Below are 22,732 nucleotides of genomic sequence, written 5' to 3'. Positions count from 1 at the left end.
GCCCCCTCTGATCCAGGGAGCCGCGTCGGGCGCTGCACGACCCAGGAACGTTCGAGAAGGAGTGCAACACGACCATGCTAGACGTGATCCCTCAGGCGAAGCCACGCGACGACGCCCATGCCACCCCATCCGGCGGCACGACTATGGAAGCGCTTTCCAGTGCAGGCCAGACGTGGCGAGAGTTGCTCGGGACGGTGCTCGGCAGTTGGCAGTGCACGCTGCGCGCCACCATCATCGCGGGTGAGGTGCTGGTGGTGGCCCTCGCGGTGTTCGCGATGGCGGCCCACAGCTTCGCGGCCAACGCCGGTCTCGCTGCCGTGGTCCTCACCACGGCGGTGCGGTGGCGCGGGGCCGGCGGCCGGCACCGGAAAACGCTGCGGTAGCCCGAACCGGCGGTGCTCGAGGCGTCCCCTTTCGCCGAGCACCGCCGGGGGCGGCCACGGTGGCGCCAAGAGTGATCGCGTCAACCACCCTTGCTGCGCAACAAAATCCGTGGCCGAACGGGTGAACATAGATCATTTCCGCGGCCCTGGCGAGCCCTTCGCTTGCTCTTCGCATATTCCGCCGGAATCCTGAAGTGGCGGAATGGACCGAGAACGAGGGGGCAGTCATGAGTGCTTACGACCGCGCGCCGTGGGATGAGTTCGCCTGGGTGCGGCCGCAGTTGTGCGGGCCGAATTCGGGGAACTGTGTGGAAGTGAACCTCGGGAATCCCGACGTCGTGGCGGTGCGCGACACTAAGCTGGCCGGATCTCCGGTGCTCGTGTTCGACAACGCGGAATGGGACGCGTTCATGGCCGCGGCGCGGGCCGGGCAATTCGACCGGTGACGGTTGTTGGCGCGCTGGTAATCCGATTGGCCGATTGACTGAGATAATTCCAGTGAAAAATGCGCCACGAACCGTTTCCGTGTCGTACGATGGCGGGTATCTCCTTACCCCGATTGGACGGCACAGACCGGTGACTTCACCTTCCGTGCATTCTCAGTTGCGTGAACTGGGCTCCCTGATCAAGCAGGCTCGCATCGACCGCGGTTTGAAGCAGGTCGACGTCGGTGAAAAGATCCTGTACACGCAGCCGGTGATCAGCCGGATCGAGAACGGGCGGCACCTCCAGCCGCACATCCTCGACCAGCTCGTGACGATCCTGGAGGTGGATCCGCGCGTCGCGGCGAAGATGCGGCGGCTGAACGAGTCCTCGACGGCGCACCGGGGCGAAGCCCGGCTCAAGGCGACCCCCAAGTGGTTCAGGGACATCGTCGCCGCGGAGCAGGACGCGGCGCAGGTGCTGAGCTGGACCGGCGAACGCATCAGCGGCCAGCTGCAATGCGAAAGCTACATGCTCGAACAGTTCGCGGCGCACGGCCGCAAGGACGTCGACGACGCCGTTGCCGAACGGCTCGACCGCGGCGAGCTGCTCACCCGATACCCGGAACGGAGCTACGACTTCCTCCTGAGCGAAAGCGCGCTGCTCAGGGTCGTGCGGGCGAGAACGGTCAACCCCTTCGTCGCACTCGACCAGATCAAGCACCTGGTGCGGCTCACGGAAGACCACCCGTGGGTGCGGATCCGGTTCGTGCCGTTCGACGCCGGCCTCTACGTGCCGCCCGATCTCACGATCTTCAAGTTCGCGGGCGACCAGGGCAACTTCTCCTACGGGGAAACGTCCAACGGGATCCAGCGCTCGAGCTGTGAAACCTTTCGCACCGACCTCCACGCGTGGGAGTCGCTCAGCCGTCAGGCGTTGTCCGGTGAGCAATCGCGCGAGCTACTCGAACAGGCGAAACAAGCACTTCCGAAAAGGAGCAGTTCGTGACCCGGGCCGACGAACCCTTTCCGCCGCCGGGGGTCGACCTCGGCCACCCCAACGTGGCCCGCATCTACGACTACTACCTCGGCGGCACCACCAACTGGGAGATCGACCGCCAGTTCGCCGACCGGATCCTGCAGGCGTACCCCATCATCCGGCCCATCGCGTACGCCAATCGCATGTTCCTGCACCGCGTGGTGCGGCACCTGGTGAAACGCGGCATCCGCCAGTTCGTGGACATCGGCTCCGGCGTGCCCACGATGGGCCACGCGCACGAAGTGGCCGAGGACCTCGCGCCCGGTGAGGTGAAGGTGGTGTACGTCGACTACGAGCCGGTCGCCGTCGCGCACTCGCGGCGAGTCCTGAGCAAACACGGCGATCCCCGGCGGCACACCGTGATCCACGCCGACATGCGCGACCCGCAGCGGCTCTGGTCCCGCGTCGCGGAAACCGGGATCATCGACCTGACCCAGCCGGTGGCGGTGCTGCTCATCGCGGTGCTGCACATCCAGCAGCCGCCGGCGCCGGGCAGCGGCGCCACCGAGGACCTCGGCCCGTGTCTCGTCAAGGCCTACCGCGATCTGCTCGCGCCCGGCTCCTACCTGGCGCTGTCCCACGTGACCGACGACGGAGTGCCACCTGGCCACCTGGAGATGCTCGCGGACCTCAAACGCTGGTACAACGCTTCGTCGAGTCCCGTCGTTTTTCGCAACCACGAGCAGATCAGCGGCTTCTTCGGCGACTTCACGCTGCTCGAACCCGGCGTCACGTGGACCCCGCTCTGGCATCCCGAAGAGGCCAGCGACGGTGATCAGACCGCGAGCCTGCCGTCGCCGAACGAATCGTTGCTGCTCGCCGGCGTCGCGCGGAAGTGAACCCTCAGGCGGGTTTCTCGCCGAACGTGAACCTCGACTGCAGGATCGGCCCCGGAATCGTCGGATCGGGTCCTCGCCCGTAACGGCGTGTGAACGTGTCCACCGGTGACGTCGTGAGCGTCCAGCCCAGGGAACGCAAGGCGGCCGGCGTGTCCGGGCGCGGGTCCGCGTCGAAGAGGGTGCCCAGGTGAGAGCCGGTTTGGTCGGGTGTCGTGTCGAAGAGGGCGTGGTCGCGCAGGGAGTCCTGGCCGGGCAGCGTTTCGAGGCCGACGCGGCTGCCGGGAGCTGAGAGGGAGTCCAGCCGGGAAATGAGGGTCGTTTCGACCGTGGCGGGCAAGTAGAGGAGCAGGCCTTCCGCGACCCAGGTCGTGGGCACGGCCGGGTCGAAGCCCGCGGCGAGGAGCACCGAGGCCCAGTCGTCGGCCAGGTCGGCGGAGAGGAAGTGGTGCGAAGGCGCGGCGGCGCCCAGTGCGGCGAGCACCTTTTGCTTGAACCCCAGGACATCGGGGCGGTCGATCTCGTAGAACGTCGAAGCGAGGCCGAGCCGCAGGGCGCGCGTGTCGAGGCCGGCGCCGAGGATCACGACCTGTGGGGTGTGGCGGGCGGCGTCGCGGAGGAAGTCGTCGAAGGTGCGGGCGCGCACGGCGAAGAAGCGGCCCAGGTGGCCCCACAGGGGGTGCTCGTCACCGCCTTCGACGGCGGTGATGCGGGTGGGCAGGGAGACGCCGGCCGTGGCCGCGTGCACGAAGTGTTCGGCGAACTCGTCGCGCAGCAGGCTGTGCGGGTGGTGGGTTTCGATGGCGCGCGCGGCCGCGACCATGAGGGCGGTGGAGCTCACGCCCGCCTCGAGTTCTGACACCTGCTGACACCTTTCGGCCGTGAAGTCGGCGCTCACGGTACCGGCCCGGCGCGCGGCTGAGATGCCTCCAACGGGGTGATCGACACCGGTGTCCCGCCCAGCCGGACGCTGTCTGTCCACTCGCGAGGATCAGACGCGCGAACGCACCCCGGCCAGCGCGTTCTCGTGGAACCCGAGCTCGTCGATCTCCACCTCCAGCACCGAACCGGCGTTCAGCACCAGCGGCACCTCGTCGCGCGCGACCGCCACGACGTCCCCGGGATCCAGCGGCAGCCGCAGCGCGAGGTCGGCCACCAGTGCCCCGAAGTCCAGCTCGGCCGGCGCGGAGTTCCGCACCGAGCGGCCGTCCACGAAGCTGCACAGCGTGAGCCGCGGCCGCAACGCGCCCGGCAGCTCGTCGGGCGTGACCAGAGCCGGGCCGAGGGACAGCCGACCGATCTCGGAGATCTCGTTCAGCATCGAGAACCCCGCGACGGCACCCGCCGGCCCGATCACCACGGCCAGCTCCGTCTTCCACCACACCGCAACGGTTTCCTGTGGCAACACGATCGGGTCGCGCGGGCCGGAGAGCAACCGTGGCCGCGTGACGCGAACGGAATCCCGGCCGACCCGCACGACTTTCCCCGGCCGGGTCACCAGCGCCGAACGCTCGGCGAACATCGCCTCGTGCACCGGTCCGTCCGCCGCAGCGGGCCAGTGCGGATCACGAAGCAACGCGCCGACGTCGGCGAACGGCAGCTCCACCAGAGTGCCGTCGCCCTCGGCGCGGGCCGCGCGGGTGCCGCGGCTCGTGCGGATCGTGGTCAGTTTCATGCCGCGTTTCCTCCAAAGTCCGAGGCGAGGTCCGAGCAAGCAGGGGCTGGGTGGTATTCGGATGGCGCAGGTATCGATTCGTCGTCCCCGGTTATCAGTTCCGGCGAACCTTGACAGTCTATATCCAGATTCGTATCGTTCGACGTCACCGACCGCTGACCGACGGTGGTCGACACGGTGCCGTAGGAGGAGAATCCGGATGTCGAGGATCCTGATCGTAGGCGGTGGGTTCGCCGGGGTGTGGAGCGCCGCGAGTGCGGCCAAGCTTCGCCAGGAACGTGGACTGTCCGAAAAGGACCTTCAGGTCACCGTGGTCGACGCCGGTGACGACATGGTGATCCGCCCCCGCCTCTACGAGGCCGACCCCGACCGCATGCGCGTGCCGCTCGACCGCGTGCTCGGCCCGATCGGCGTGCGCCGCGTGGCCGGCACGGTCGTGGGCATCGACACCGCCGCGCGCACCGTCTCCGCCGTCCGTCGCGACGGCACCACCGCCACCCTCGGCTACGACCGGCTGGTACTCGCCTCCGGCAGCCAGGTCGTGCGGCCCGCTGTGCCCGGCGCCGAGCACCTCTTCGACATCGACACCCTCGGCGGCGCTGCCACGCTCGACGCGCACCTGCGCCGCCTGCCCGAACGGCCCCCCATCCCCGGGCGGTTCACGGCGGTTGTCGTCGGCGCCGGGTTCACCGGGTTGGAGATCGCGACCGAGCTCGTCGGTCGCCTGAAAGAGCTGGGCGACGACGTACGGGTGGTGCTCGTGGAGCGCCTCGACGCCGTCGGGCCCGAGCTGGGTGAGGGGCCGCGGCCGGCGATCGAGAAGGCCCTGGCCGACCTCGGGGTCGAGGTACGGCTCGGCGTCAGCGTCGCCGAAATCGCCCCCGACCAGGTGCGGTTGTCCGACGGCACGGTGATCCCCACGGCCACGGTCGTGTGGACGGCCGGCATGACGGCCAGCCCGCTCACCTCGTTCATCTCCGCGGAACGGGACCGCCTCGGCCGGCTGGAAGTCGACGAGTACCTGCGGGTCCGCGGGGTCGAGCACGTGTACGCCGCCGGCGACACGGCCGCCGCGATGTCGCCCGCCGAGGGCCGCGTGGTGATGCAGAGCTGCCAGCACGCCCTCCCGCAGGGCAAGTTCGCGGGCCACAACGTCGCCGCCGACCTGCTGGACGAGGACCTGGTCCGGTTCGAGCCGGCGCCGTACGTCACCTGCCTCTCGCTGGGGCCGGCGGGCGCGGTCGTCACGTCGGGCTGGGACCGCGAGGTGCAGATGACCGAACACCTCGCGAAGGACCTCAAACACACGATCAACCAGCAGTGGATCTACCCTCCGGTCGACGATCCGGCAGAATTGCTCAGCCAGGCGGGCCCGCAGTCGGCCTGGCCCGAATACGAGCCGGCAGACACACTGACAGCGGAAACCCCAGAGGCGCTCGCCGCGAGCTGACGTCGAGCCGGTCGTCGGAGATGAGGTGCGATGGAGCTGCGGCACCTGCGGTACTTCGTCGCCGTCGCCGAGGAATGCCACTTCGGCCGCGCCGCCGACCGGCTGCACATCGCCCAGCCCGCGCTGTCGCACCAGATCAAGCAGCTCGAAGCCGAGCTCGGCGTCGAGCTGCTCACCCGCACCACCCGCAAGGTGCAGCTCACCCCGGCGGGCCAGCGTTACCTCGAACGAGCGCGGACCGTGCTGACCTCGGTCGACGCGGCCGGCGTCGAAGCCGGCCGCGTCGCCAAGGGCGACGTGGGCCGGGTGGCGATCGGGTTCACCGGCTCGGCCACCTACGAGCTGCTGCCTTCGCTCGCACGGGTGCTCCGGCGCGACTTCCCGGGCATCGAGCTCGACCTCACCGGCGAGATGCTTACGCCCGATCAGGTGACGGCGCTGGTGGAGGAGACCCTCGACATCGGGTTCCTCCGCCCGCCCGTGCGCGAGCCGGGGCTGGTCGTGCAGGTGCTGCGGCGCGAGCCGCTGATCGCGGTGCTGCCCGCCAGCCACCCGCTCACCGAGCGGGACACGGTGCGGCTCGCCGACCTGCGCGACGAGCCGTTCATCTGCTACCCGTCGCACCACCGTTCGGTGGTGTACGACGCGGTGTTCGACGCGTGCCAGCAGGCCGGTTTCGTGCCGTCCGTGGTGCAGGAAGTCGGCGAGACCTCCACGTTGGTCTCGTTCGTGGCGGGTGGTCTCGGCGTGGCGCTGGTGCCCGCGTCGGTGCGGCACCTGCAGATCACCGGCTCGCAGTACCGGCCGCTCGCGGGCACCACCCGCGAGGTGCAGCTCGCCGCTGCGACGCGGGCCAACGACCTGTCGCCCCACGTGGCCAAGGTGCTTTCGCGCGCCCACTCGCTGCTCGGCGGGCCGCGCTGATCCTTCTCGATTGATAAGCCACGGCTATCGATCTTGAAGTTACAGGTATTTCTCATTTCCGAATCGGTCGTAAACAATCAGGAACCACCAAGAATTCCCGGACTCAAGGAGGAGCCGTGACCCCGTTCATGCTGGCTGTCCAGTCGCTGCTGGACGGGGAGGACGCCCCCGTGCCGGCCACCGAGCCGGCTGCCCCGAGATCGGTCGCCGTGGCCACCGACGAGCAGGTGATCATCCGATCGCTGGCCGAACAGCTCGTGTGCGAGGCCAACGCGATCCTCAGGGAACACGGGCAGGTTTTCAGCCTCGTCGACGACAGTGCCGACGGAGAACTCGCGTTCACCGTGGGCTTCGCCGACCGCAGCGCCCGCATCCGCACCGCGATGTCCGGCCGCGAGGCCACCGTGCAGCTCTCGATCGCCGGTGAACCCGACGACGCGCCGCGGCGGCTGGCGGGCGACGAGGAGCTGCGATCGCTGCTGCTGAGCCTGCTGAGCGCGAACCCCGTTCCCGCCCACTGACCTGAAAGAGGACTGATGCAATACGAACTGCGGTATCAGGTCATCGAGCCGAAGAGGCAGACCTACCAGAACGTGATCGACCGGTTCGGCGACCAGCCGGCCAGCCGCTACCTCGAGGCGACGCTCGACGTCGAACCGCGCGAGAACTTCCACTACCGGCCCACGTGGGACCAGCACCGCGAGCTCTACGACGCGGACTACACCGCGCTGAAGCTCACGGATCCCTACAGCTACACGGATCCGCGCCAGTTCTACTACACGCCGTACGTGACCAACCGCGCCAACCTGCACGACGAGTTCACCAAGCAGATGGCGTACCTCGAAGAGCGCGAGCTGCTGGCGAAGCTGCCCACGGCGTGGCGCACGGTGCTCACCTCGGCCATCCTTCCCTTGCGCCACTACGAATCCGGCGCGCAGATGGTGAGCGTCGGCGGCGCGCGGTTCGCCTACGGCACCTCACTGGAGCAGTGCTGCACCTACGCGGCGTTCGACCGCATCGGCAACGCGCAGATGCTTTCGCGCGTCGGGATCGCGCTGAGCGGCGGCACCGGCGACCTGCTGCAGGTGGCCAAGCGCGAGTGGCTCGACAGCGAGCACCTGCAGCCGCTGCGCCGCTTCACCGAAGAAGCCATGGTCGCGCAGGACTGGGCCGAGGGCCTGGTCGCGGTCGACCTCGTCGATTCACTCATCTACCCGGTGCTCTACCGCGAGCTCGACGAAATCGCGCTCACCAGCGGCGCCGGCGCGTACAGCCTGTTCACGCAGTACCTGCACACCTGGTTCAAGGACCAGCGCAAGTGGCTCGACGCGCTCATCAAGGCGTGGGCCGGCGACGAACAGCACGGCGAGGCGAACCGCGAGCACCTGTCGCGCATCGTCGCGACGTGGAACCCGCTCGCACACGAGGCGGCCACCGAGATCGCGCGTGTGGTCGACCACCAGCTGCCCGACGCCGGCACGGTCGCCGCGCTCGCGCGCACCACGGCCGCCGCCGAACAGCGCTGGGCCCAGGTCACCGGAGGTGCGGCGTGAGCGACACCCTGCGCCAGGTCGGCATCGACATCCAGGAGTCCGAAGAGAACCGCGGCCTCGTCGCCGCCATCCGGGCCGACAACCCGGAGCTCACCGTCCGGCACCTGCCGGGCCTGGTCAAGATCCAGGCCGCGGGCCAGATCGTGATCAACCGCGAGACGGTGGAGCGCGAGCTCGGCCGCGAGTGGGAGACCGGCGAGTTCCAGCTGGCCATCGTCTCGTTCGCCGGGAACCTTTCGGAATGGGACGACGACCAGATCATCGTGAAGTGGGAGCACTAGGACATGACTCAGACCACACCGCGCCGCAAGCTGCCGCTCAAGGAGCGTTACGCGCTGCTCACCCGTGACCTGGACTGGGACCCGAGCTACGTCACGAAGGACCAGCTGTTCCCCTACACCAGCTACGAGGGCATCAAGGTCCACGACTGGGACGGCTGGGAAGACCCGTTCCGCCTCACCGTGGACGCCTACTACAAGTACCAGGCGGAAAAGGACAAGCGGCTCTACGCCGTGCTCGACGGGTTCGCCCAGAGCCAGGGCCACCTCGGCCTCGCGGACGCCAGCTACCTCAACGCCATCAAGCTGTTCATCCAGGGCGTGACCCCGCTCGAGTACGCCGCGCACCGCCACTTCGCTTATCTGGCCCGGTATCTCGAAGGCCCGGCGCCGCGGTTCGCCGCGCTGTGCCAGAGCGTGGACGAGCTGCGCCACTGCCAGACGCAGATCCACACGATCAGCAACTACAACAAGTACTACGGCGGTTTCCACAGCTGGTCGAAGATGCACGACCGCGTGTGGTACCTGTCCGTGCCGAAGTCGCTGTTCGACGACGCCATGACGGCCGGGCCGTTCGAGTTCCTGATCTCGATCTCGTTCAGCTTCGAGTACCTGCTCACCAACCTGCTGTTCGTGCCGTTCATGAGCGGCGCGAGCTTCAACGGTGACATGCCGACGATGTCGTTCGGGTTCTCGGCGCAGTCGGACGAGAGCCGGCACATGACGCTGGGCCTCGAGGCCATCAAGTTCCTGCTGGAGCAGGACGAGGGCAACGTGCCGATCATCCAGGACTGGATCGACAAGTGGTTCTGGCGCGCGTACCGGATGTCCGCGCTGGTCGCCGGGATGATGGACTACATGCTGCCGAAGCCGGTCATGAGCTGGAAGGAGGCGTTCGAGCTCTACTTCGAGGACCAGATGCTCGGCGGTCTCTTCCCCGACCTGGAGTTCTACGGCATCCGCCCGCCGCGTCACGTGCAGGACGCGATCGCGGAGAAGGACAAGCTGTCGCACGAGGTGTACAAGGTCCTGCACAATTTCTCGTTCGCCGCCTCCTTCACCACGCAGGCGCCGAACGAGCAGCACATGAAGTGGCTGGCCGAGCAGTACCCGGAGACCTTCGACCAGCACTACCGGCCCGTGTGGGAGAAGCACCACCGCATCGAGGCCGAGGGCGGCCGGATGTTCTTCCAGGGCCTGCCGCAGCTGTGCCAGGTCTGCCAGATCCCCATGGTGTTCACCGAAAAGGACGACCCGGCCAAGACTTCCTTCCGCTCCAGCGAGTTCCGCGGCGAGCAGTTCCACACGTGCAGCGACGGCTGCCAGTGGATCTTCGAGCGCGAGCCGGAGAAGTTCGTGCAGGCCTGGCTGCCGGTGCACCAGATCTACCAGGGCAACTGCGGTGGCCCGTCGGTGCCGGAAGTCCTGGAGTGGTACGGCATCCAGGAAGGCGACAACGGCGAGTACAAGGGGTCGCTGGACCACAAGTCGTGGATCGGCTGGCACAACGGCGACGTGGAACAAGGAGTCTGACATGCCGGTGAAAGCGCTCTACGACTACGACTTCCCCTCGGCCGACCGCGCCGAGCTGTTCGGCGACGACCAGCTCGTGTACGTGCACTGGGAAGGCAACCCGATGTTCTGCTCGGCCGCGTGCTTCCGCGTGCCGAAAGCGCTGGGGTTCGGCGAGTTCGTGGAAACGGTCGTCGGCCCGTGGGCCGGCTCCGATCCGGACTTCAACCCGGCCGCCGTGCACGGCTGGCGCGTGAACGGCCGGCCGCTCGGCGAAACCGGCGACACCTCGCTCACCGAGCTCGGCATCGGCCACAAGGCACTGCTGCAGTTCACCGCCTGAACGGAGGCAAAGTTCGTGACGACGCACACCATCCGCGTGGAACCGATCGGTGCGGAGATCCAGTGCCGGGAGGACCAGACCGTTCTCGACGCGTGCCTGCGCGAGGGCATCTGGCTTCCGCACGCCTGCACCCACGGCACGTGCGGCACCTGCAAGGCCCAGATCCTCGACGGTGAGGTCGACCTGGGCGACGCGTCGCCGTACGCGTTGCTGGAAAGCGAACGCGACGAGGGCGCCGCGCTGATCTGCGTGGCCCAGCCGCGCGGCGACGTGGTGCTCGAGGGTGAAGTCGACATGGACGAGGGCGTCGGCGTCCACCCGGTGCGCGACTTCCGCGCCCGGGTGGACAGCCTCGACGAGATCGCGCCCGACGTGCGCCGGCTGGTGCTGGCGCTCGAGGAACCGATGAAGTTCAACCCCGGGCAGTACGTGCTGCTGGACGTGCCGGGCGGGCACCAGCGGCCGTACTCGATCGCGAGCACCCCGGCCGACGGCTCGAAGATCGAGCTGCACCTCAAGCGTTCGGAAAACGGCGTCGCCACCGACGGCTGGGTGTTCCGCGACCTGGCCGCCGGCGACGAGGTCACGCTGTCGGGGCCGTACGGCCGGTTCTCGTTCCGTCCACTTCGGACACAGCCGATCCTGCTGCTGGGTTCGGGCACCGGGCTGGCACCGCTCAAGTCGATGATCCGCCACCTCGACGAAGACGGCGGCGGTGGCCAGCAGGTGACGCTCTACCACGGCGTGGCCACCAAGGACGACCTGTACGACCGCGAGTACTTCGAGGAGCTCGAAGCCCGCGCCGACTGGTTCACCTACCGCCCGGCCCTTTCCCGCGACGACTGGCAGGGCCGCTCCGGCCGGGTGCCGGCGCTGCTGGCCGAGGACTACCCCCGCGCCGGCGGGCACGTCGCCTACATCTGCGGCAGCCCGGACATGGTGTCGGACACGATGAAGGCGCTGATGAAGGCGCGGTTGTTCCCCCGCGACATCTACCGCGAGGACTTCTTCGACTCCGCCGACCGCGCCGCCGGCACCCACGTGGTGCGCAGCCCGCTGATCCGGCGTTGATCCGCCGCACCCGCTGAAAGGATCGCGAGGTAGAAGTGAAAGTCACCAGAATCGAGGCGATCCCGTTCGCCGTGCCGTACCGCAAACCGTTGCGGTTCGCGAGCGGTGAGGTGGACACGGCCGCACACATCCTCGTGCGGGTGCACACCGACGATGGTCTGGTGGGGACCGCCGAGGCCCCGCCGCGGCCGTTCACCTACGGCGAGACCCAGGGCTCGATCAAGGCCGTGATCGACTCGGTCTTCGCGCCGCAGCTGCTCGGGATGTCGCCGCTGGCGCGCGAGGCCGTGCACGCCAAACTCGACCGCACGGTGGGGAACCCGGCCGCGAAGAGCGCGATCGACATGGCGTTGTGGGACCTCATCGGACAGAGCCTCGGCGTGTCCGTGACCGAGCTGCTCGGCGGCTACACCGACCGCATGCGCGTGTGCCACATGGTCGGGTTCGCGCAGCCGGGCGAGATGGTCGACGAGGCCGAGCGGGTGCGCGACCTCTACGGCATCACCACGTTCAAGGTCAAGGTGGGCCGCCGGCCGGTGCGCCTCGACGTGGACGTGTGCCGCGCGCTGCGGGCCGGCCTCGGCGACGACGTCGAGCTCTACATCGACGGCAACCGCGGCTGGACGGCGTCGGAGGCGGCCGCCGCGCTGCGGGCGCTCGACGACGTCGGCCTGCTCTTCGCCGAGGAGCTGTGCCCGGCCGACGACGTGCTGGGCCGCCGCTGGCTCGCCACGCAGAGCCGGATCCCGCTCTACGCCGACGAAAGCGCCACGCGGCCCGGCGAAGTCACGCGCGAGCTGCTCGCGGGGGCGTCCCACGGCGTCAGCATCAAAACCGCCCGCACCGGCTTCACCTACTCCCAGCGCGTGCTCAGCCAGTGCGCCGGGCTCGGGGTCGAAGTCGTGCTCGGCAACCAGATCGACGGCCAGATCGGCTCGCTGTGCGCGGCGACGTTCGGGGCCGCGTTCGAGCTCACCTCACGGCGGGCGGGGGAGCTGTCCAACTTCCTGGACATGACCGACGACCTGCTCGCCGAGCCGCTGCGCATCCAGCACGGCGAGCTGCGCGTACCCCAGGGCCACGGCCTCGGCATCCAGCTCGACGAGGACAAGCTCGCCCGCTATCGCCAGGACTGATTCCCACCACGAAGAGAGGTAGCACCATGACCGAAGTCGTTTCCCCCACCGCCGCAGCTTCGGGCGCGTCGGCGACCGAGCGGTTCCAGGAGCGGGCCAAGAGCTCCGCCGCCAGCGACGCGGCGCGCGTGGACGCCATCGCCACCGACGCGCTGGCCGCCCTGCACGAGGTCGTGCGCAAGCACCAGCTGACCTACGATGAGTACAACGCGTTCAAGGCCTGGCTCATCCGCGTCGGCGAAGACGGCGAGTGGCCGCTGTTCCTCGACGTGTTCCTCGAGCACGAGGTCGAGAAGGTCGCCAACGCCAGCCGCGAGGGCACCGCCGGCAGCATCGAGGGCCCGTACTACGTCGAAGGCGCGCCCGAGTTCGGCGCCGAAGCCACGCTGCCGATGCGCGACGGTGAGGCCGGCACGCCGCTGCGGTTCTTCGGCCAGGCGCGCACGGTGTCGGGTGAGCCGCTCGCGGGCGCCGTCGTGGACTTCTGGCAGGCCGACGACGCCGGCCTGTACTCGCAGTTCGCGCCCGGCATCCCGGAGTGGAACCTGCGCGGCCGCTTCACCGCCGACGCCGAGGGCAACTTCTCGATCCACACGATCCACCCGGCGCCCTACCAGATCCCGACCGACGGTGCGACGGGCGCGCTCATCGCCGCCGCCGGCTGGCACGCGTGGCGCCCGGCGCACCTGCACATCAAGGTGTCGGCGCCCGGCCACCAGCTCATCACTACGCAGCTGTACTTCGACGGCGGCGAGCACGTGGGCGACGACATCGCCACGGCGGTGAAGGACGCGCTGATCCTGGCCCCGACCGCCACCGGCGACGGCGAAGAGGTCCGCTACGACTTCGTGCTCGACCCCGCCTGAGGCCGGCATGTTGTTCGCGGTCCGGATGGACGTCGACCTGCCCCTCGACCTCGACGCGCAGTTCCGCGACGAGCTCCTGGCCACGGAGAAGGCGTACAGCCAGAAGCTTCAGCGGGCGGGGAAGTGGGTGCACCTGTGGCGGGTCGTGGGTGAGTACTCGAACCTGAGCGTGTTCGACGTGGCGGACAACGGCGAGCTCCACGAGCTGTTGTGGAACCTGCCGCTGTTCAAGTACATGAAGGTGACCGTGACCCCGTTGGCGCAGCACCCGTCCGCGGTGGCCGGCTGAGGTTCTCACCGAAGACCACGGACGCGTGAGCGGGCTCGCGCGTCCGTGGTCTTGACGGTCTCTATTCGGGATGTTTAACATCCAGTTTGACAATACGAGTGAGGCGGCGACGCCGGATCCTTGTCCCCTGAACCTGGATATTGAGTGTCCAGATTAACGGGGCGCGAACCGGGCCCGCGGCGGCCGGCTCGCCGGGAGTGATTCGGCAGGAGGACCGCGATGAGCCAGAGTCCCGAGGTCGTGCCGCGGGTGAACGGGCACGCCGTGGTGAAGCACCCACCGTTGTTCGCGCGGATCGACCGCGTACTGCTCGTGATCGTCGCGCTGCACTGCGTCGGTGTCGGCGTGCTGGTGGCGCGGCACCCGGACACCGCGGTGACCCTCGGGCAGGCCGTGCTCGTGCTGGCGCTCTCCGGAACCGGTGTCTGGCGGCATCTGCGCTCGCGAGGGCGCTCGGGAGCGATCCTGCTGGGTGTCTCGATGGCGGTGTCCTTCATCTCGGTCGGGTGGTTCGGGCCGCCGGATGTCACAAACGGGGTGCTCTTCCTCGTCCAGTTGTCAGGCGCCGTGTTCGCGGTGGCCGTCCTGCGCAGGCGAGTGAGGATCGCATGAGCTCACTGACCAGACCGACCAAGACCGACCCGGCCGTGCTCAAGGCCGCGGGCACGGCGGCGGACGCGGTCGACGTCCGGTACCACGTGTCGAAGGGTCTTCGGCACCAGATGAACAAGGTGTTCCCCACGCACTGGTCGTTCCTGCTGGGTGAGGTCGCGCTGTACAGCTTCATCGTGATCCTGCTGTCGGGGGTGTACCTCACCTTGTTCTTCGACCCCTCCATGGAGGAGGTCACCTACCACGGCAACTTCACCAACATGCAGGGCCTGGAGATGTCGCGGGCGTTCGAAAGCACCCTCGACATCTCGACGGCGGTGCGCGGCGGCCTGTTCGTGCGGCAGCTGCACCACTGGGCCGCGCTGATCTTCATCGCCGCGATGATGGTGCACATGTGCCGCGTGTTCTTCACCGGCGCGTTCCGCCGTCCGCGTGAAGCGACCTGGGTGATCGGCGCGACGCTGCTCATCCTGGGCATGTTCGAGGGCTTCTTCGGCTACTCGCTGCCCGACGACTTGCTCTCGGGTACCGGCATCCGCGCGACGCTGTCGGGCATCATCCTGTCGATCCCCGTGATCGGCACGTGGATCCACTGGGCGGTGTTCGGCAGCGAGTTCCCCGGCAACCAGATCATCCCGCGCCTGTACACGGTCCACATCCTGATCATCCCGGGCATCATGCTCGCGCTGGTCGCGGCGCACCTGGGCATCATCTGGTACCAGAAGCACACGCAGTTCCCGGGCGTGCGGCGCAAGGAAACGAACGTCGTCGGCATTCGCATCTTCCCGGCGTTCGCGCTCAAGGCCCTGGCGTTCATGACGCTCGTGACGGGCGTGCTTTCGCTGCTCGCGGGTCTGTTCCAGATCAACGCGATCTGGAACATCGGGCCGTACAACCCGTCGCAGGTCTCGGCCGGCTCACAACCCGACTGGTACCTCGCGTGGGCCGACGGCCTGCTGCGCATCTGGCCGGCGTGGGAGGTCTACCTCGGCAACTACACGATCCCGGCCGTGTTCTTCCCCGGCGCCGTCGGGATGCCGGTGCTGTTCGTGCTGCTGCTGTCGTACCCGTTCCTGGAACGGAAGCTCTCCAAGGACACCGCGCACCACAACCTCCTCAACCGCCCGCGCGACGCGCCGGTGCGCACGTCGCTGGGCATGATGGCGCTGGGGTTCTTCGCGGTGATCGAGCTTTCGGGCTTCAACGACATCATCGCCGACCAGTTCGACATCTCGCTCAACGCGACTGTGTGGGCCGGCCGGATCGGGGTGCTGGTGGTGCCGCCGCTGGCGTACTTCATCACCTACCGGGTGTGCCTGGGCCTGCAGCGCGCCGACCGCGAGGTGCTCGAACACGGCATCGAGACGGGCATCATCACGCGCTCGCCGTCCGGCGGTTACCTGGAGATCCACCAGCCGCTCGGCCCGGTGGACGGCCACGGGCACCCGATCCCGCTCGACTACCAGGGCGCGACGGTGCCGAAGAAGATGAACAAGCTCGGCGCCGCCGGGCGCGCCGTGCCCGGTTCCCTGCTTACCCCCGACCCCCCGGAGGAGACGGCGGCGATCAGCCGCGTGAAGCAGGGGCATTGAGCCTCTTTGAGAGCTGAGCTGGGTTACGCGGCCGCGTGCAGATCCGCGACCGCGTCACCCAGCTCGGGGTGCGCCGAGGAAACCGTGGCGAGAATGGCGACGATCGCGTCGTACACGAGGTTTTCGAGCTCGGGCGCGGGCACGTCGCAGTCGTGGGTGAGCCAGTCGAGGGTGGTCTCGTCGAGCAGGCCCATGATGCCGCGGATCGCGACCCGCACGCGCGGCGGCGGTTCCGTGGTGAGACCCAGCAGGTCGACCACGAACTCGGCGCCGGCGCGGCGGGCCCGTTCGAAAAGCTCGTCCACTTCCGGGTCCTGGCCGCCGGCGCGGATGAACGCGAGCATGGTGTGCACGTGGGCGCGCCGGTAGTCGATGTGGCGGCGCAGCAGGCCGCGCATGCGCTGCTCGCGAGTGAGCTCGTCTTCGCGGGGGCGGTGCAGGTCCACGAGCTCGTCGAGCGCCTGCTGGAGCACGGCGAGGTAGAGGCCGCGCTTGTCCTTGAAGTGGTAGAACAACAGCCCGTGCGCGACCCCGGCGGCCTCGGCGATCTCGCTGATGTAGATCTCGTCGTAGGGCTTGCGGGCGAACAGGTCGGCGGCCACCTCGATCAGCGCCGCGCGCCGCTGCCCGCGAGGCGGCGCGGTGCGCTTCTCGGAACTCATGTCAGCTTCCTCCTGTGCTCACCTCGTTGCGCAGGCTGCCGATCCCGTCCACGCTCACCTCGACCACGTCACCCGCACGCAGGTACGCGCCCGACGCGAGCGCGACGCCGGCGGGTGTCCCGGTGAGGATCACGTCTCCCGCCGCGAGCGGGATCTTCGCCGAGACAGCCGCGACGAGCTCGGCCACCGGGAACAGCATCTCACTCGTGCGGCCCTGTTGCCTGAGCACGCCGTTGACGCGGGTGGTCACGGTGAGGTCGGTGCCGAGCTCGTCCGGCGTGACCACCGCGGGGCCGAGCGGCTTGAACGTGGGGAATCCCTTGGCGCGCTGGAGAAGCGTCAGGTCGGTGACGGCACCGTTGGCCATGCCGCGGAACTGCACGTCGCGGGCCGACACGTCGTTGGCCACGGTGAAGCCGGCGATGTACCGCGCCGCGTCCTCGGCTGTGACGCCGCGCGCGGGGGCTCCGAGGACGATCGCCAGCTCGGCTTCGTAGTCCACCTGGTCCGGCGCTTCGGCCGGCAACACGATCGGGGAGTCGGGGCCCACGAACAGGTCCGGCCCCGGGGTGATGGGGAAAAACGCCGGGCTGGTCGGCACCTGCAGCCCGGCTTCGGCGATGTGGCCGGTGTAGTTGGCGCCCACGATCACCACGGTTTTCGGTTTTGCGACCGGCGAAAGCAGCTTCGCTTCCGCCAGCGGAATCCTCGCCTTCACGGTGGCGTGCTGCGCGTTGTCCGCCAGCAGTTCGGCCACGTCGTGGTGGGGCACGTCGAGCAGCAGCAGCTCGTCGCCGTCGCCGCGGGCCAACCCCTGCGTGGTCCGGTAGAGGCGCATCAGCGACCTCCCGCCAGCACGGTGATGCGACGTTCGGCAATGAGCCACTGGCCGTCTTCGCGCTTGAGCACGTCGTGCACCCGGCTGAGCGTGCGCAGGTTCGGTGCGGTGGCCGGATCGCTCAACGCGAAGACCTGCAGGTCGCAGTGGCACTCGGCGCGATCGGCGTCGAGCTCGAACGACGACGGTGACACCACGTGCAGCGTCCGCCGGTCCTCCTGCTCACGCCGGCGCATGGCCGCGCGGATCTGCGCACCTTCGGCGCGCACCTCCTGCGCGGCGGCCATCACGAGCGTGGCGTCAGCTGTGTAGCAGTCGGCCGAAGCGCCCGCGTGACCGTCGTCGATGAGCCGGAACGACTTGCGTACCACGTCTTCGCACGCCAACCGCGCCTCGTTCACCACGTCGGCACCGTCAGTTCCGGCTGCGACTTCCCGGCCCGCAATTCGGCCAGGAGCGCGGCGGGGTCGAACACCACGCCGAACGAATTGCGCGCGAAGCTTTCGGACTGCATGAAGGCCGTGCCCTCCTCGGTGGTCGGGAAGTTGTCGATCTGGAGCTCGAGCTGGTTGCCGTCGGGATCGGCGTAGTAGACCGACGTCGTGGGCCCGTGGTTGATGGCCAGCACCGGCTGCACGCCGTCGGCGTCGAGGCGTTCCCAGGTTTCGAGCAGGTCCTGCAGGGAGTGGTAGGTGAAGGCCACGTGCGCGAGCCCGTGCAACGGCAGCTCGGCGAGGTCTTCGGGCGTGAGGTCGTTCTTCGGCGCGCCCACCAGATCCGCGATCTCGGTGTCGGGGATCGCCGTCGTCGGATCGGCGATCGCGATGCGGTGGTGCTCGTCGTCGTAGGTCAGGAAGACCAGGCCGGGCGTCTCGTGCACCACGCGGCCCTCGAGGGTGTTCACGTACCAGTCGCGCATGGCCGGCAGCTGCCGGCTGTACAGCACGACGTGGGAGAGCTTCGCCGGTGAAGCCATATCTCCTCCAGGGCTGGGTTCGGGGGTCTTTCGAAGGTAAACCTTGACTTGACTCCAAGTCAAAGTCCGTTCGGGTGGCCGTTTCCCAACAGGGCTGCTAGCTTTTGAACATGCCTGTTCAGAACGACGAGGCGCCGTCGTTCATCCACGCAGCGCGGCGCGAGCAGCTGGTGCGGTGCGCGATCGAGCTGATCGCCGAGGTCGGGCTCGCGCAGGCGTCCACGGTGCGCATCGCCGAACGGGCCGGGGTCAGCCGCGGCGTGCTCACGTACCACTTCCGCGACCGCGCCGAGCTGATCGAGCAGGTGGTGCGGTCGGTGTACGACACCGGCGCGGCGTTCCTGGTGCCGCGGATGCGGGCGGTGACCTCGCCGCGCGATCTCTTGTTGACGTTCATCGGCGGCAGTGTCGAGCTGTACGCCGCTCACCCGACCGAAATGGCCGCGCTCACGGCCGTGTATGCGGAAGGCGTGTCGCGCGCGAAGCACCGGCGGCACACGCAGGAGAGGTCGGATGTCGAGGCGGCGCTGCGCGAAGGCCAGGAGCGCGGTGAGTTCCGGGCGTTCGACGTCGGCGTCATGTACGCCACCATCCGCGGTGCGCTCGATGCCGCACTGGTCCACATCGCCGGAGGTGGCTCGGTCGAGCCGTACGCGTCGGAACTGCAGACCCTGTTCGATCTCGCCACCACTTCAGTGAGGGGAAACTGATGAGGCGTTCCGGAATCGTCGCCGCGGTCGCGGCACTGCTCGTTCTGTCCACCACGCAAGCGAGCGCGGCAACGCCCGACGCGCCGCTCACCGTCCACGTCGACTCCGGCACCTTGCACGGCAACGAGAACGAGACCACGCGGCACTTTCTCGGGGTGCCGTATGCGAAGCCGCCAGTCGGTGCGCTGCGCTGGGCTTCGCCGCAGCCGGCGGCGCACTGGTCCGGCGTCCGCGAAGCCACGCAGCGCGGCAGCAGCTGTCCGCAAACGGCAGCCGGTCCGGGCCAGCCCGCGTCGGCCGACGAGGACTGTCTGTTCGTGAACGTCACGACTCCGCGGCACGTCGCGCCTGGCGCGAAGCTGCCCGTGATGGTGTGGTGGCACGGCGGCGGCTACACCAGCGGGGCGGGCGACGGCTACAACGCCGACCGGCTGGCGGCGCAGGGCAACGTCATCGTCGTCACGCTCAACTACCGCCTCGGCATCTTCGGCTACTACGGCCTCCCCGGCCTGCGCGGTTCGGGCACTTTCGGGCTGCAGGACCAGATCGCGGGCCTGCGCTGGGCCAAGCGCAACGCGACCGCGTTCGGCGGCGACGCCGACAACCTGACCATCTTCGGCGAGTCGGCCGGCGGCATGTCGGTGTGCGCCATGCTCACCTCACCGCAGGCGCGCGGCCTCGTCGACAAGGCGATCATCTCTTCGGGCTCCTGCAAACTCGACTGGCCCGCCGGCGCGCTCTTCCCGGGCGTCCCCGCGGACCGGCCGTACCTTTCGCTGCACCAGGACCAGGCCGACGGCGTCGAAACGGCCCACAGCAACGGCTGCACCGGCAACGAGCTCGCCTGCATGCGCGCCAAACCCGCCGCCGACCTCGTACCCCTCAACCAGAGCTTCTCCGACCACTTGTCCTACGGCACACCAGTTCTTCCGTTGGACCCGTCCACCGCCCTGCGCCACCGCCAGTTCCTCCGCGTCCCGGTAATCTCCGGCGGCAACCGCGACGAACAACGCGCCTTCGCGGGCGGCGCCGCCATGGCCGACCCGACCCTCATCACCGACCAGACCTACCCGACCTTGCTGCGCAACGCTTTCGGACCTGATGCTGACCGCGTCGCCGCCCACTACCCGATCTCCCGGTACGGCTCCGCGCTCCTCGCCTGGTCCACCGCCACCACCGACGCGGCCTGGGCCTGCCCCACGGCCACCGGCGACCGCGAACTGGCCGCGCACACCACGGTGTACCCCTACGAATTCGCCGACCCGTCCGCGCCGAACGTCAACGGCATCACCATCCCGGGCTTCTCCCCGGGCGCCGCACACGCCTCGGACCTACCCTCACTCTTCGACCTGGGCGGCACCAACCTCCTGCGCACGCCCGGCCAGCAGTCCCTCGCGGCCACCATGATCGCCTACTGGACCACCTTCGCCCGCACCGGCAACCCGAACCACGCCGGCGCCCCGTTCTGGCCCACGACTTCGGGCACGCGTCAACTCCAGCTGGCTCCGGGCCACATCCAGGAGGCCAACGTGGCCGCGCAACACCAGTGCGGCTTCTGGGTGACCGTCCACTGAGAACCGATTCCCTCGGGCGGGACGGCGATGTCCGCGTCGTCCCGCCCGAATCACCACCCGAGCGACCCCGACCGCGCGAACTCCGGCAGGAACACGCCGCACACCGCCACCCCTCGCCACTACGATTTCGCCCATGATCTGGGTACGCACGGTGTTGGTCACCCTCGCGCTGGTCGCGGTGACCTGGCTCGGTGTCGGGCTGAACGTGTTCCACCGCGGCGGCGGCACTCTGCTGATCTGGCTCAGCGCCGCCCTGATCCTCGTGGTCCCGGCGATCCTGGCCCGGTCCGGGGTGTTTGTCGGACTGAGCGTCTTCGTCGCCGGCATCCACCTCGTGATCGTCTTCATGGCCGGCCTCGCCGCCGTCGACGGCTTCGTCCTGGAGACGCGCGGCGTGCAGGTGCAGGCGACCGCAACCGGCTACACCGACCACTGGACCGCCGCGCAGTTCACACCCCCGAGCAAATACACGAAGCACGCCCTGGCCGTCGTCGCCCCCGACGGCCAACACGGCATCGTCGCCACCAACGGCGACAAGCCCGGCTCACTCATCCCCGTGATCGCCGACCCGGCAGCCGCGGTGGACCTCCACCGCCCCGACGAGGTCGACTTCACCGTCGGCCTCGTCTGCGGCCTCGTCGACGCCCTGATGATCTTCGGCTGGGTCTACTGGGCCGGCCGCTCGCGGACCCGACTTCGCCCCTCGCCCGGCAAGGCCCCTGCGGCCACGGAGTAGCGGGCCACCCAGCTCAGCAAGGCCGGCGTACCTTCACGGTGCCGACCGGCGGTCCGAGCGCCTCACCACCAGCTCCGAGACGCTCGGACTGTCGATCACCGGCCGCGTCCCGCCCTCGGCGTCGAAGGCGGGACCAGGGGATCTGCCGGTCGATCAAGCAGCAGTGGTGGCCAGCCGGTCGGACAGCGCCCAGTAGTACTCGAGGTACTCCCGCTCGGCCGGCAGGAGCGGAAGGTCGCGGGTTTTCGCCCGCCGGCCCAGGTATTCGAGGGCCGCGAGCCGAAGGTCGGAGGGTGGGAGCTCGGCCGCGATGCGCAGCGCCTCCTCGGGGCGTTCCGGGTCCTTGAACGCGTGGTAGGCGCGAAGCATGGTGGCGGCGGCATTGAAGAACGGGTCGGTGATCAGGTCGGTGAGGCGCCGGGCGTGGCCGGTCGCGCCGTTGCGGGCGGCGGATTCCGCTTCGAGCACGGTGTCGAGTACGGCGTCGAGGGTGTCCAAACCGGACTCGATGGGCAGCGGGGAAAGGCCGTACTCGTACGCGCTGCGCATGCCGTGGTGCCGAAGGAGCTTCTCCGCGGTGGCGTAGTGGCGCTCGTACACGTGCAGAGTGCCCACGTACCAGGACATCCGGCCCACGGTCCAGCCGAAGGTGCGGGCCACGATCTCCTGCAGCACGCTCCATTCGAAGACATTGATGCCCGAGAAGCCCCAGATCGCGTCGTTGGCGCGCACCGCCACGCTGAGGTGCAGTTCGCCGTCCCGCTGGAGGAAGTGCAGCCAGTTGTTGCACGGCACGTCGAGCGAGTCGACGTGGTCGGCCGCCGGGTCGAAGATCGTGGCGACGGCCCGCTTGGTCAGCGGGTCTTCGGACAACCGCGCCCGGATCGCGGCGAGCTGGTCGATGCGCTGCGGGCCCCAGGCGCGCAGCCGCGGGCCGTACGCGGCGCGCCACGTCGAACCGTCGTCGGAGAAGTCGGCGGCCCTCGGCAGGTACCGGCCGAGGAACTCGAGGTCGTTGCGACCGGACAGGACCCAGAGCGTCTCCGCGAGCTGGGCGAACACGTTGTTGTTGCGCTGTGGGACGGTGAGGACGCGCTCGCTCGGCCGGTCGATGGTGACGAGCGCGCCCAGGACCTCTTTCTGCTCCCCGCCGCGCGAGGGCACGGGCGTTCCGTTCCGGTCGATGGTGGTGAGCACGTCCAGCAGGGCTTCGTTGATGTTGCGGCTCATGGTGAACTCCTGAACGGTGTGCGTT

The 22,732-nt window shown here is 68.9% G+C and carries 27 protein-coding genes; 20 read left to right on the top strand and 7 right to left on the bottom strand.

Annotated elements, in window-relative coordinates; translation table 11 throughout:
* Positions 1-194: 194 nt before the first annotated feature.
* The 4 genes from VSH64_RS31655 (at position 195) to VSH64_RS31640 (ending at position 2,683) form a co-directional block, all read left to right on the top strand.
* Positions 195-383 carry a hypothetical protein gene (locus VSH64_RS31655; RefSeq protein ID WP_326566414.1) on the top strand — a complete coding sequence of 63 codons (189 nt, stop codon included), beginning with the start codon at positions 195-197 and terminating at the stop codon, positions 381-383.
* Between the two features lie 227 nt (positions 384-610).
* Positions 611-829 (top strand): DUF397 domain-containing protein, encoded by a 219-nt coding sequence (locus tag VSH64_RS31650; protein WP_326566413.1) that lies wholly within the window; start codon positions 611-613, stop codon positions 827-829.
* Positions 830-986: 157 nt separating this feature from the next.
* Positions 987-1,814, top strand: a complete 828-nt coding sequence (locus tag VSH64_RS31645) for a helix-turn-helix domain-containing protein (protein ID WP_326566412.1) — start codon at positions 987-989, stop codon at positions 1,812-1,814.
* A complete protein-coding gene (locus tag VSH64_RS31640) occupies positions 1,811-2,683 on the top strand; it encodes an SAM-dependent methyltransferase (RefSeq protein ID WP_326566411.1) in 873 nt (290 codons plus the stop codon). The genes VSH64_RS31645 and VSH64_RS31640 overlap by 4 nt, the downstream gene beginning before the upstream one ends.
* Before the next feature lie 4 nt (positions 2,684-2,687).
* Here VSH64_RS31640 and VSH64_RS31635 read toward each other — a convergent pair whose 3' ends face one another.
* Together VSH64_RS31635 and VSH64_RS31630 are read right to left on the bottom strand one after the other, a co-directional pair.
* The gene (locus VSH64_RS31635; RefSeq protein ID WP_326566410.1) at positions 2,688-3,542 is read right to left on the bottom strand and encodes an SAM-dependent methyltransferase; all 855 of its coding nucleotides are present in this window, start codon (positions 3,540-3,542) and stop codon (positions 2,688-2,690) included.
* 129 nt (positions 3,543-3,671) lie between these two features.
* A complete protein-coding gene (locus VSH64_RS31630; protein WP_326566409.1) occupies positions 3,672-4,355 on the bottom strand; it encodes a fumarylacetoacetate hydrolase family protein in 684 nt (227 codons plus the stop codon).
* 199 nt (positions 4,356-4,554) lie between these two features.
* Here VSH64_RS31630 and VSH64_RS31625 point away from each other — a divergent pair, with 199 nt between their 5' ends.
* The 13 genes from VSH64_RS31625 to qcrB all read left to right on the top strand — a co-directional run bounded on the left by VSH64_RS31625 (position 4,555) and on the right by qcrB (position 15,981).
* Positions 4,555-5,805, top strand: coding sequence for an NAD(P)/FAD-dependent oxidoreductase (locus VSH64_RS31625; protein WP_326566408.1), 1,251 nt, complete (start codon positions 4,555-4,557; stop codon positions 5,803-5,805).
* 30 nt (positions 5,806-5,835) lie between these two features.
* Complete coding sequence (locus VSH64_RS31620; protein ID WP_326566407.1) at positions 5,836-6,729, top strand: LysR family transcriptional regulator; 894 nt, start codon at positions 5,836-5,838, stop codon at positions 6,727-6,729.
* 116 nt (positions 6,730-6,845) lie between these two features.
* The gene (locus VSH64_RS31615; RefSeq protein ID WP_326566406.1) at positions 6,846-7,250 is read left to right on the top strand and encodes a hypothetical protein; all 405 of its coding nucleotides are present in this window, start codon (positions 6,846-6,848) and stop codon (positions 7,248-7,250) included.
* 15 nt (positions 7,251-7,265) lie between these two features.
* A complete protein-coding gene (locus VSH64_RS31610) occupies positions 7,266-8,282 on the top strand; it encodes a ferritin family protein (RefSeq protein ID WP_326566405.1) in 1,017 nt (338 codons plus the stop codon).
* Positions 8,279-8,563 (top strand): MmoB/DmpM family protein, encoded by a 285-nt coding sequence (locus VSH64_RS31605; RefSeq protein ID WP_285972253.1) that lies wholly within the window; start codon positions 8,279-8,281, stop codon positions 8,561-8,563. Before VSH64_RS31610 ends, VSH64_RS31605 begins: the two co-directional genes overlap by 4 nt.
* A gap of 3 nt (positions 8,564-8,566) precedes the next feature.
* Complete coding sequence (locus VSH64_RS31600) at positions 8,567-10,093, top strand: ferritin family protein (protein ID WP_326566404.1); 1,527 nt, start codon at positions 8,567-8,569, stop codon at positions 10,091-10,093.
* A 1-nt stretch (position 10,094) separates the two neighbouring features.
* Positions 10,095-10,415: a phenol hydroxylase subunit P4 gene (locus VSH64_RS31595; RefSeq protein ID WP_326566403.1), complete on the top strand. Its 321-nt coding sequence runs from the start codon at positions 10,095-10,097 to the stop codon at positions 10,413-10,415.
* A 15-nt stretch (positions 10,416-10,430) separates the two neighbouring features.
* Positions 10,431-11,486 carry an NADH:ubiquinone reductase (Na(+)-transporting) subunit F gene (locus VSH64_RS31590; protein WP_326566402.1) on the top strand — a complete coding sequence of 352 codons (1,056 nt, stop codon included), beginning with the start codon at positions 10,431-10,433 and terminating at the stop codon, positions 11,484-11,486.
* Between the two features lie 35 nt (positions 11,487-11,521).
* The gene (locus VSH64_RS31585; protein WP_326566401.1) at positions 11,522-12,622 is read left to right on the top strand and encodes a mandelate racemase/muconate lactonizing enzyme family protein; all 1,101 of its coding nucleotides are present in this window, start codon (positions 11,522-11,524) and stop codon (positions 12,620-12,622) included.
* Positions 12,623-12,648: 26 nt separating this feature from the next.
* Entirely contained in the window at positions 12,649-13,488 is an 840-nt protein-coding gene (catA, locus tag VSH64_RS31580) for a catechol 1,2-dioxygenase (protein ID WP_326566400.1), read from the top strand.
* A 7-nt stretch (positions 13,489-13,495) separates the two neighbouring features.
* Positions 13,496-13,777 (top strand): muconolactone Delta-isomerase, encoded by a 282-nt coding sequence (catC, locus tag VSH64_RS31575; RefSeq protein ID WP_326566399.1) that lies wholly within the window; start codon positions 13,496-13,498, stop codon positions 13,775-13,777.
* Positions 13,778-13,996: 219 nt separating this feature from the next.
* Complete coding sequence (locus tag VSH64_RS31570) at positions 13,997-14,389, top strand: hypothetical protein (RefSeq protein ID WP_326566398.1); 393 nt, start codon at positions 13,997-13,999, stop codon at positions 14,387-14,389.
* Complete coding sequence (gene qcrB, locus VSH64_RS31565; protein WP_326566397.1) at positions 14,386-15,981, top strand: cytochrome bc1 complex cytochrome b subunit; 1,596 nt, start codon at positions 14,386-14,388, stop codon at positions 15,979-15,981. The genes VSH64_RS31570 and qcrB overlap by 4 nt, the downstream gene beginning before the upstream one ends.
* Before the next feature lie 23 nt (positions 15,982-16,004).
* Here the strand turns inward: qcrB and VSH64_RS31560 are convergent, their stop codons facing one another.
* Genes VSH64_RS31560 through VSH64_RS31545 form a run of 4 tightly spaced genes read right to left on the bottom strand, consistent with a single transcriptional unit; the run spans position 16,005 to position 18,457 of the window.
* Positions 16,005-16,643: a TetR/AcrR family transcriptional regulator gene (locus tag VSH64_RS31560; protein ID WP_326566396.1), complete on the bottom strand. Its 639-nt coding sequence runs from the start codon at positions 16,641-16,643 to the stop codon at positions 16,005-16,007.
* 1 nt (position 16,644) lies between these two features.
* A complete protein-coding gene (locus VSH64_RS31555; RefSeq protein WP_326566394.1) occupies positions 16,645-17,481 on the bottom strand; it encodes a fumarylacetoacetate hydrolase family protein in 837 nt (278 codons plus the stop codon).
* Positions 17,481-17,885, bottom strand: a complete 405-nt coding sequence (locus tag VSH64_RS31550; protein ID WP_326566392.1) for a nuclear transport factor 2 family protein — start codon at positions 17,883-17,885, stop codon at positions 17,481-17,483. Before VSH64_RS31550 ends, VSH64_RS31555 begins: the two co-directional genes overlap by 1 nt.
* Complete coding sequence (locus VSH64_RS31545) at positions 17,879-18,457, bottom strand: VOC family protein (RefSeq protein WP_326566391.1); 579 nt, start codon at positions 18,455-18,457, stop codon at positions 17,879-17,881. Before VSH64_RS31545 ends, VSH64_RS31550 begins: the two co-directional genes overlap by 7 nt.
* Before the next feature lie 110 nt (positions 18,458-18,567).
* Here VSH64_RS31545 and VSH64_RS31540 point away from each other — a divergent pair, with 110 nt between their 5' ends.
* The 3 genes from VSH64_RS31540 to VSH64_RS31530 all read left to right on the top strand — a co-directional run bounded on the left by VSH64_RS31540 (position 18,568) and on the right by VSH64_RS31530 (position 21,477).
* Entirely contained in the window at positions 18,568-19,167 is a 600-nt protein-coding gene (locus VSH64_RS31540; protein WP_326566390.1) for a TetR/AcrR family transcriptional regulator, read from the top strand.
* A complete protein-coding gene (locus VSH64_RS31535) occupies positions 19,167-20,741 on the top strand; it encodes a carboxylesterase/lipase family protein (RefSeq protein ID WP_326566388.1) in 1,575 nt (524 codons plus the stop codon). The genes VSH64_RS31540 and VSH64_RS31535 overlap by 1 nt, the downstream gene beginning before the upstream one ends.
* Positions 20,742-20,874: 133 nt before the next feature.
* Positions 20,875-21,477, top strand: a complete 603-nt coding sequence (locus VSH64_RS31530; protein WP_326566387.1) for a hypothetical protein — start codon at positions 20,875-20,877, stop codon at positions 21,475-21,477.
* A gap of 153 nt (positions 21,478-21,630) precedes the next feature.
* On the opposite strand, the gene VSH64_RS31525 is transcribed toward VSH64_RS31530, so the two are convergent.
* Positions 21,631-22,707: a thymidylate synthase gene (locus VSH64_RS31525; RefSeq protein WP_326566386.1), complete on the bottom strand. Its 1,077-nt coding sequence runs from the start codon at positions 22,705-22,707 to the stop codon at positions 21,631-21,633.
* Between the last annotated feature and the right edge of the window lie 25 nt (positions 22,708-22,732).

This window comes from Amycolatopsis rhabdoformis (genome assembly GCF_035918295.1).
Taxonomy (GTDB): domain Bacteria; phylum Actinomycetota; class Actinomycetes; order Mycobacteriales; family Pseudonocardiaceae; genus Amycolatopsis; species Amycolatopsis rhabdoformis.
The sequence above is the reverse complement of the archived record's forward strand: the minus strand, read 5'-3'. Positions and strand labels throughout refer to the sequence as shown.

Coding starts and splice junctions, on each gene's coding strand:
- VSH64_RS31555 (WP_326566394.1), bottom strand. CDS start 17,481: ATGCGCCTCTACCGGACCACGCAGGGGTTGGCCCGCGGCGACGGCGAC.
- VSH64_RS31610 (WP_326566405.1), top strand. CDS start 7,266: ATGCAATACGAACTGCGGTATCAGGTCATCGAGCCGAAGAGGCAGACC.
- VSH64_RS31535 (WP_326566388.1), top strand. CDS start 19,167: ATGAGGCGTTCCGGAATCGTCGCCGCGGTCGCGGCACTGCTCGTTCTG.
- catC (WP_326566399.1), top strand. CDS start 13,496: ATGTTGTTCGCGGTCCGGATGGACGTCGACCTGCCCCTCGACCTCGAC.
- VSH64_RS31630 (WP_326566409.1), bottom strand. CDS start 4,355: ATGAAACTGACCACGATCCGCACGAGCCGCGGCACCCGCGCGGCCCGC.
- VSH64_RS31625 (WP_326566408.1), top strand. CDS start 4,555: ATGTCGAGGATCCTGATCGTAGGCGGTGGGTTCGCCGGGGTGTGGAGC.
- VSH64_RS31525 (WP_326566386.1), bottom strand. CDS start 22,707: ATGAGCCGCAACATCAACGAAGCCCTGCTGGACGTGCTCACCACCATC.
- VSH64_RS31530 (WP_326566387.1), top strand. CDS start 20,875: ATGATCTGGGTACGCACGGTGTTGGTCACCCTCGCGCTGGTCGCGGTG.
- VSH64_RS31650 (WP_326566413.1), top strand. CDS start 611: ATGAGTGCTTACGACCGCGCGCCGTGGGATGAGTTCGCCTGGGTGCGG.
- VSH64_RS31540 (WP_326566390.1), top strand. CDS start 18,568: ATGCCTGTTCAGAACGACGAGGCGCCGTCGTTCATCCACGCAGCGCGG.
- VSH64_RS31560 (WP_326566396.1), bottom strand. CDS start 16,643: ATGAGTTCCGAGAAGCGCACCGCGCCGCCTCGCGGGCAGCGGCGCGCG.
- VSH64_RS31570 (WP_326566398.1), top strand. CDS start 13,997: ATGAGCCAGAGTCCCGAGGTCGTGCCGCGGGTGAACGGGCACGCCGTG.
- qcrB (WP_326566397.1), top strand. CDS start 14,386: ATGAGCTCACTGACCAGACCGACCAAGACCGACCCGGCCGTGCTCAAG.
- VSH64_RS31595 (WP_326566403.1), top strand. CDS start 10,095: ATGCCGGTGAAAGCGCTCTACGACTACGACTTCCCCTCGGCCGACCGC.
- catA (WP_326566400.1), top strand. CDS start 12,649: ATGACCGAAGTCGTTTCCCCCACCGCCGCAGCTTCGGGCGCGTCGGCG.
- VSH64_RS31600 (WP_326566404.1), top strand. CDS start 8,567: ATGACTCAGACCACACCGCGCCGCAAGCTGCCGCTCAAGGAGCGTTAC.
- VSH64_RS31620 (WP_326566407.1), top strand. CDS start 5,836: ATGGAGCTGCGGCACCTGCGGTACTTCGTCGCCGTCGCCGAGGAATGC.
- VSH64_RS31545 (WP_326566391.1), bottom strand. CDS start 18,457: ATGGCTTCACCGGCGAAGCTCTCCCACGTCGTGCTGTACAGCCGGCAG.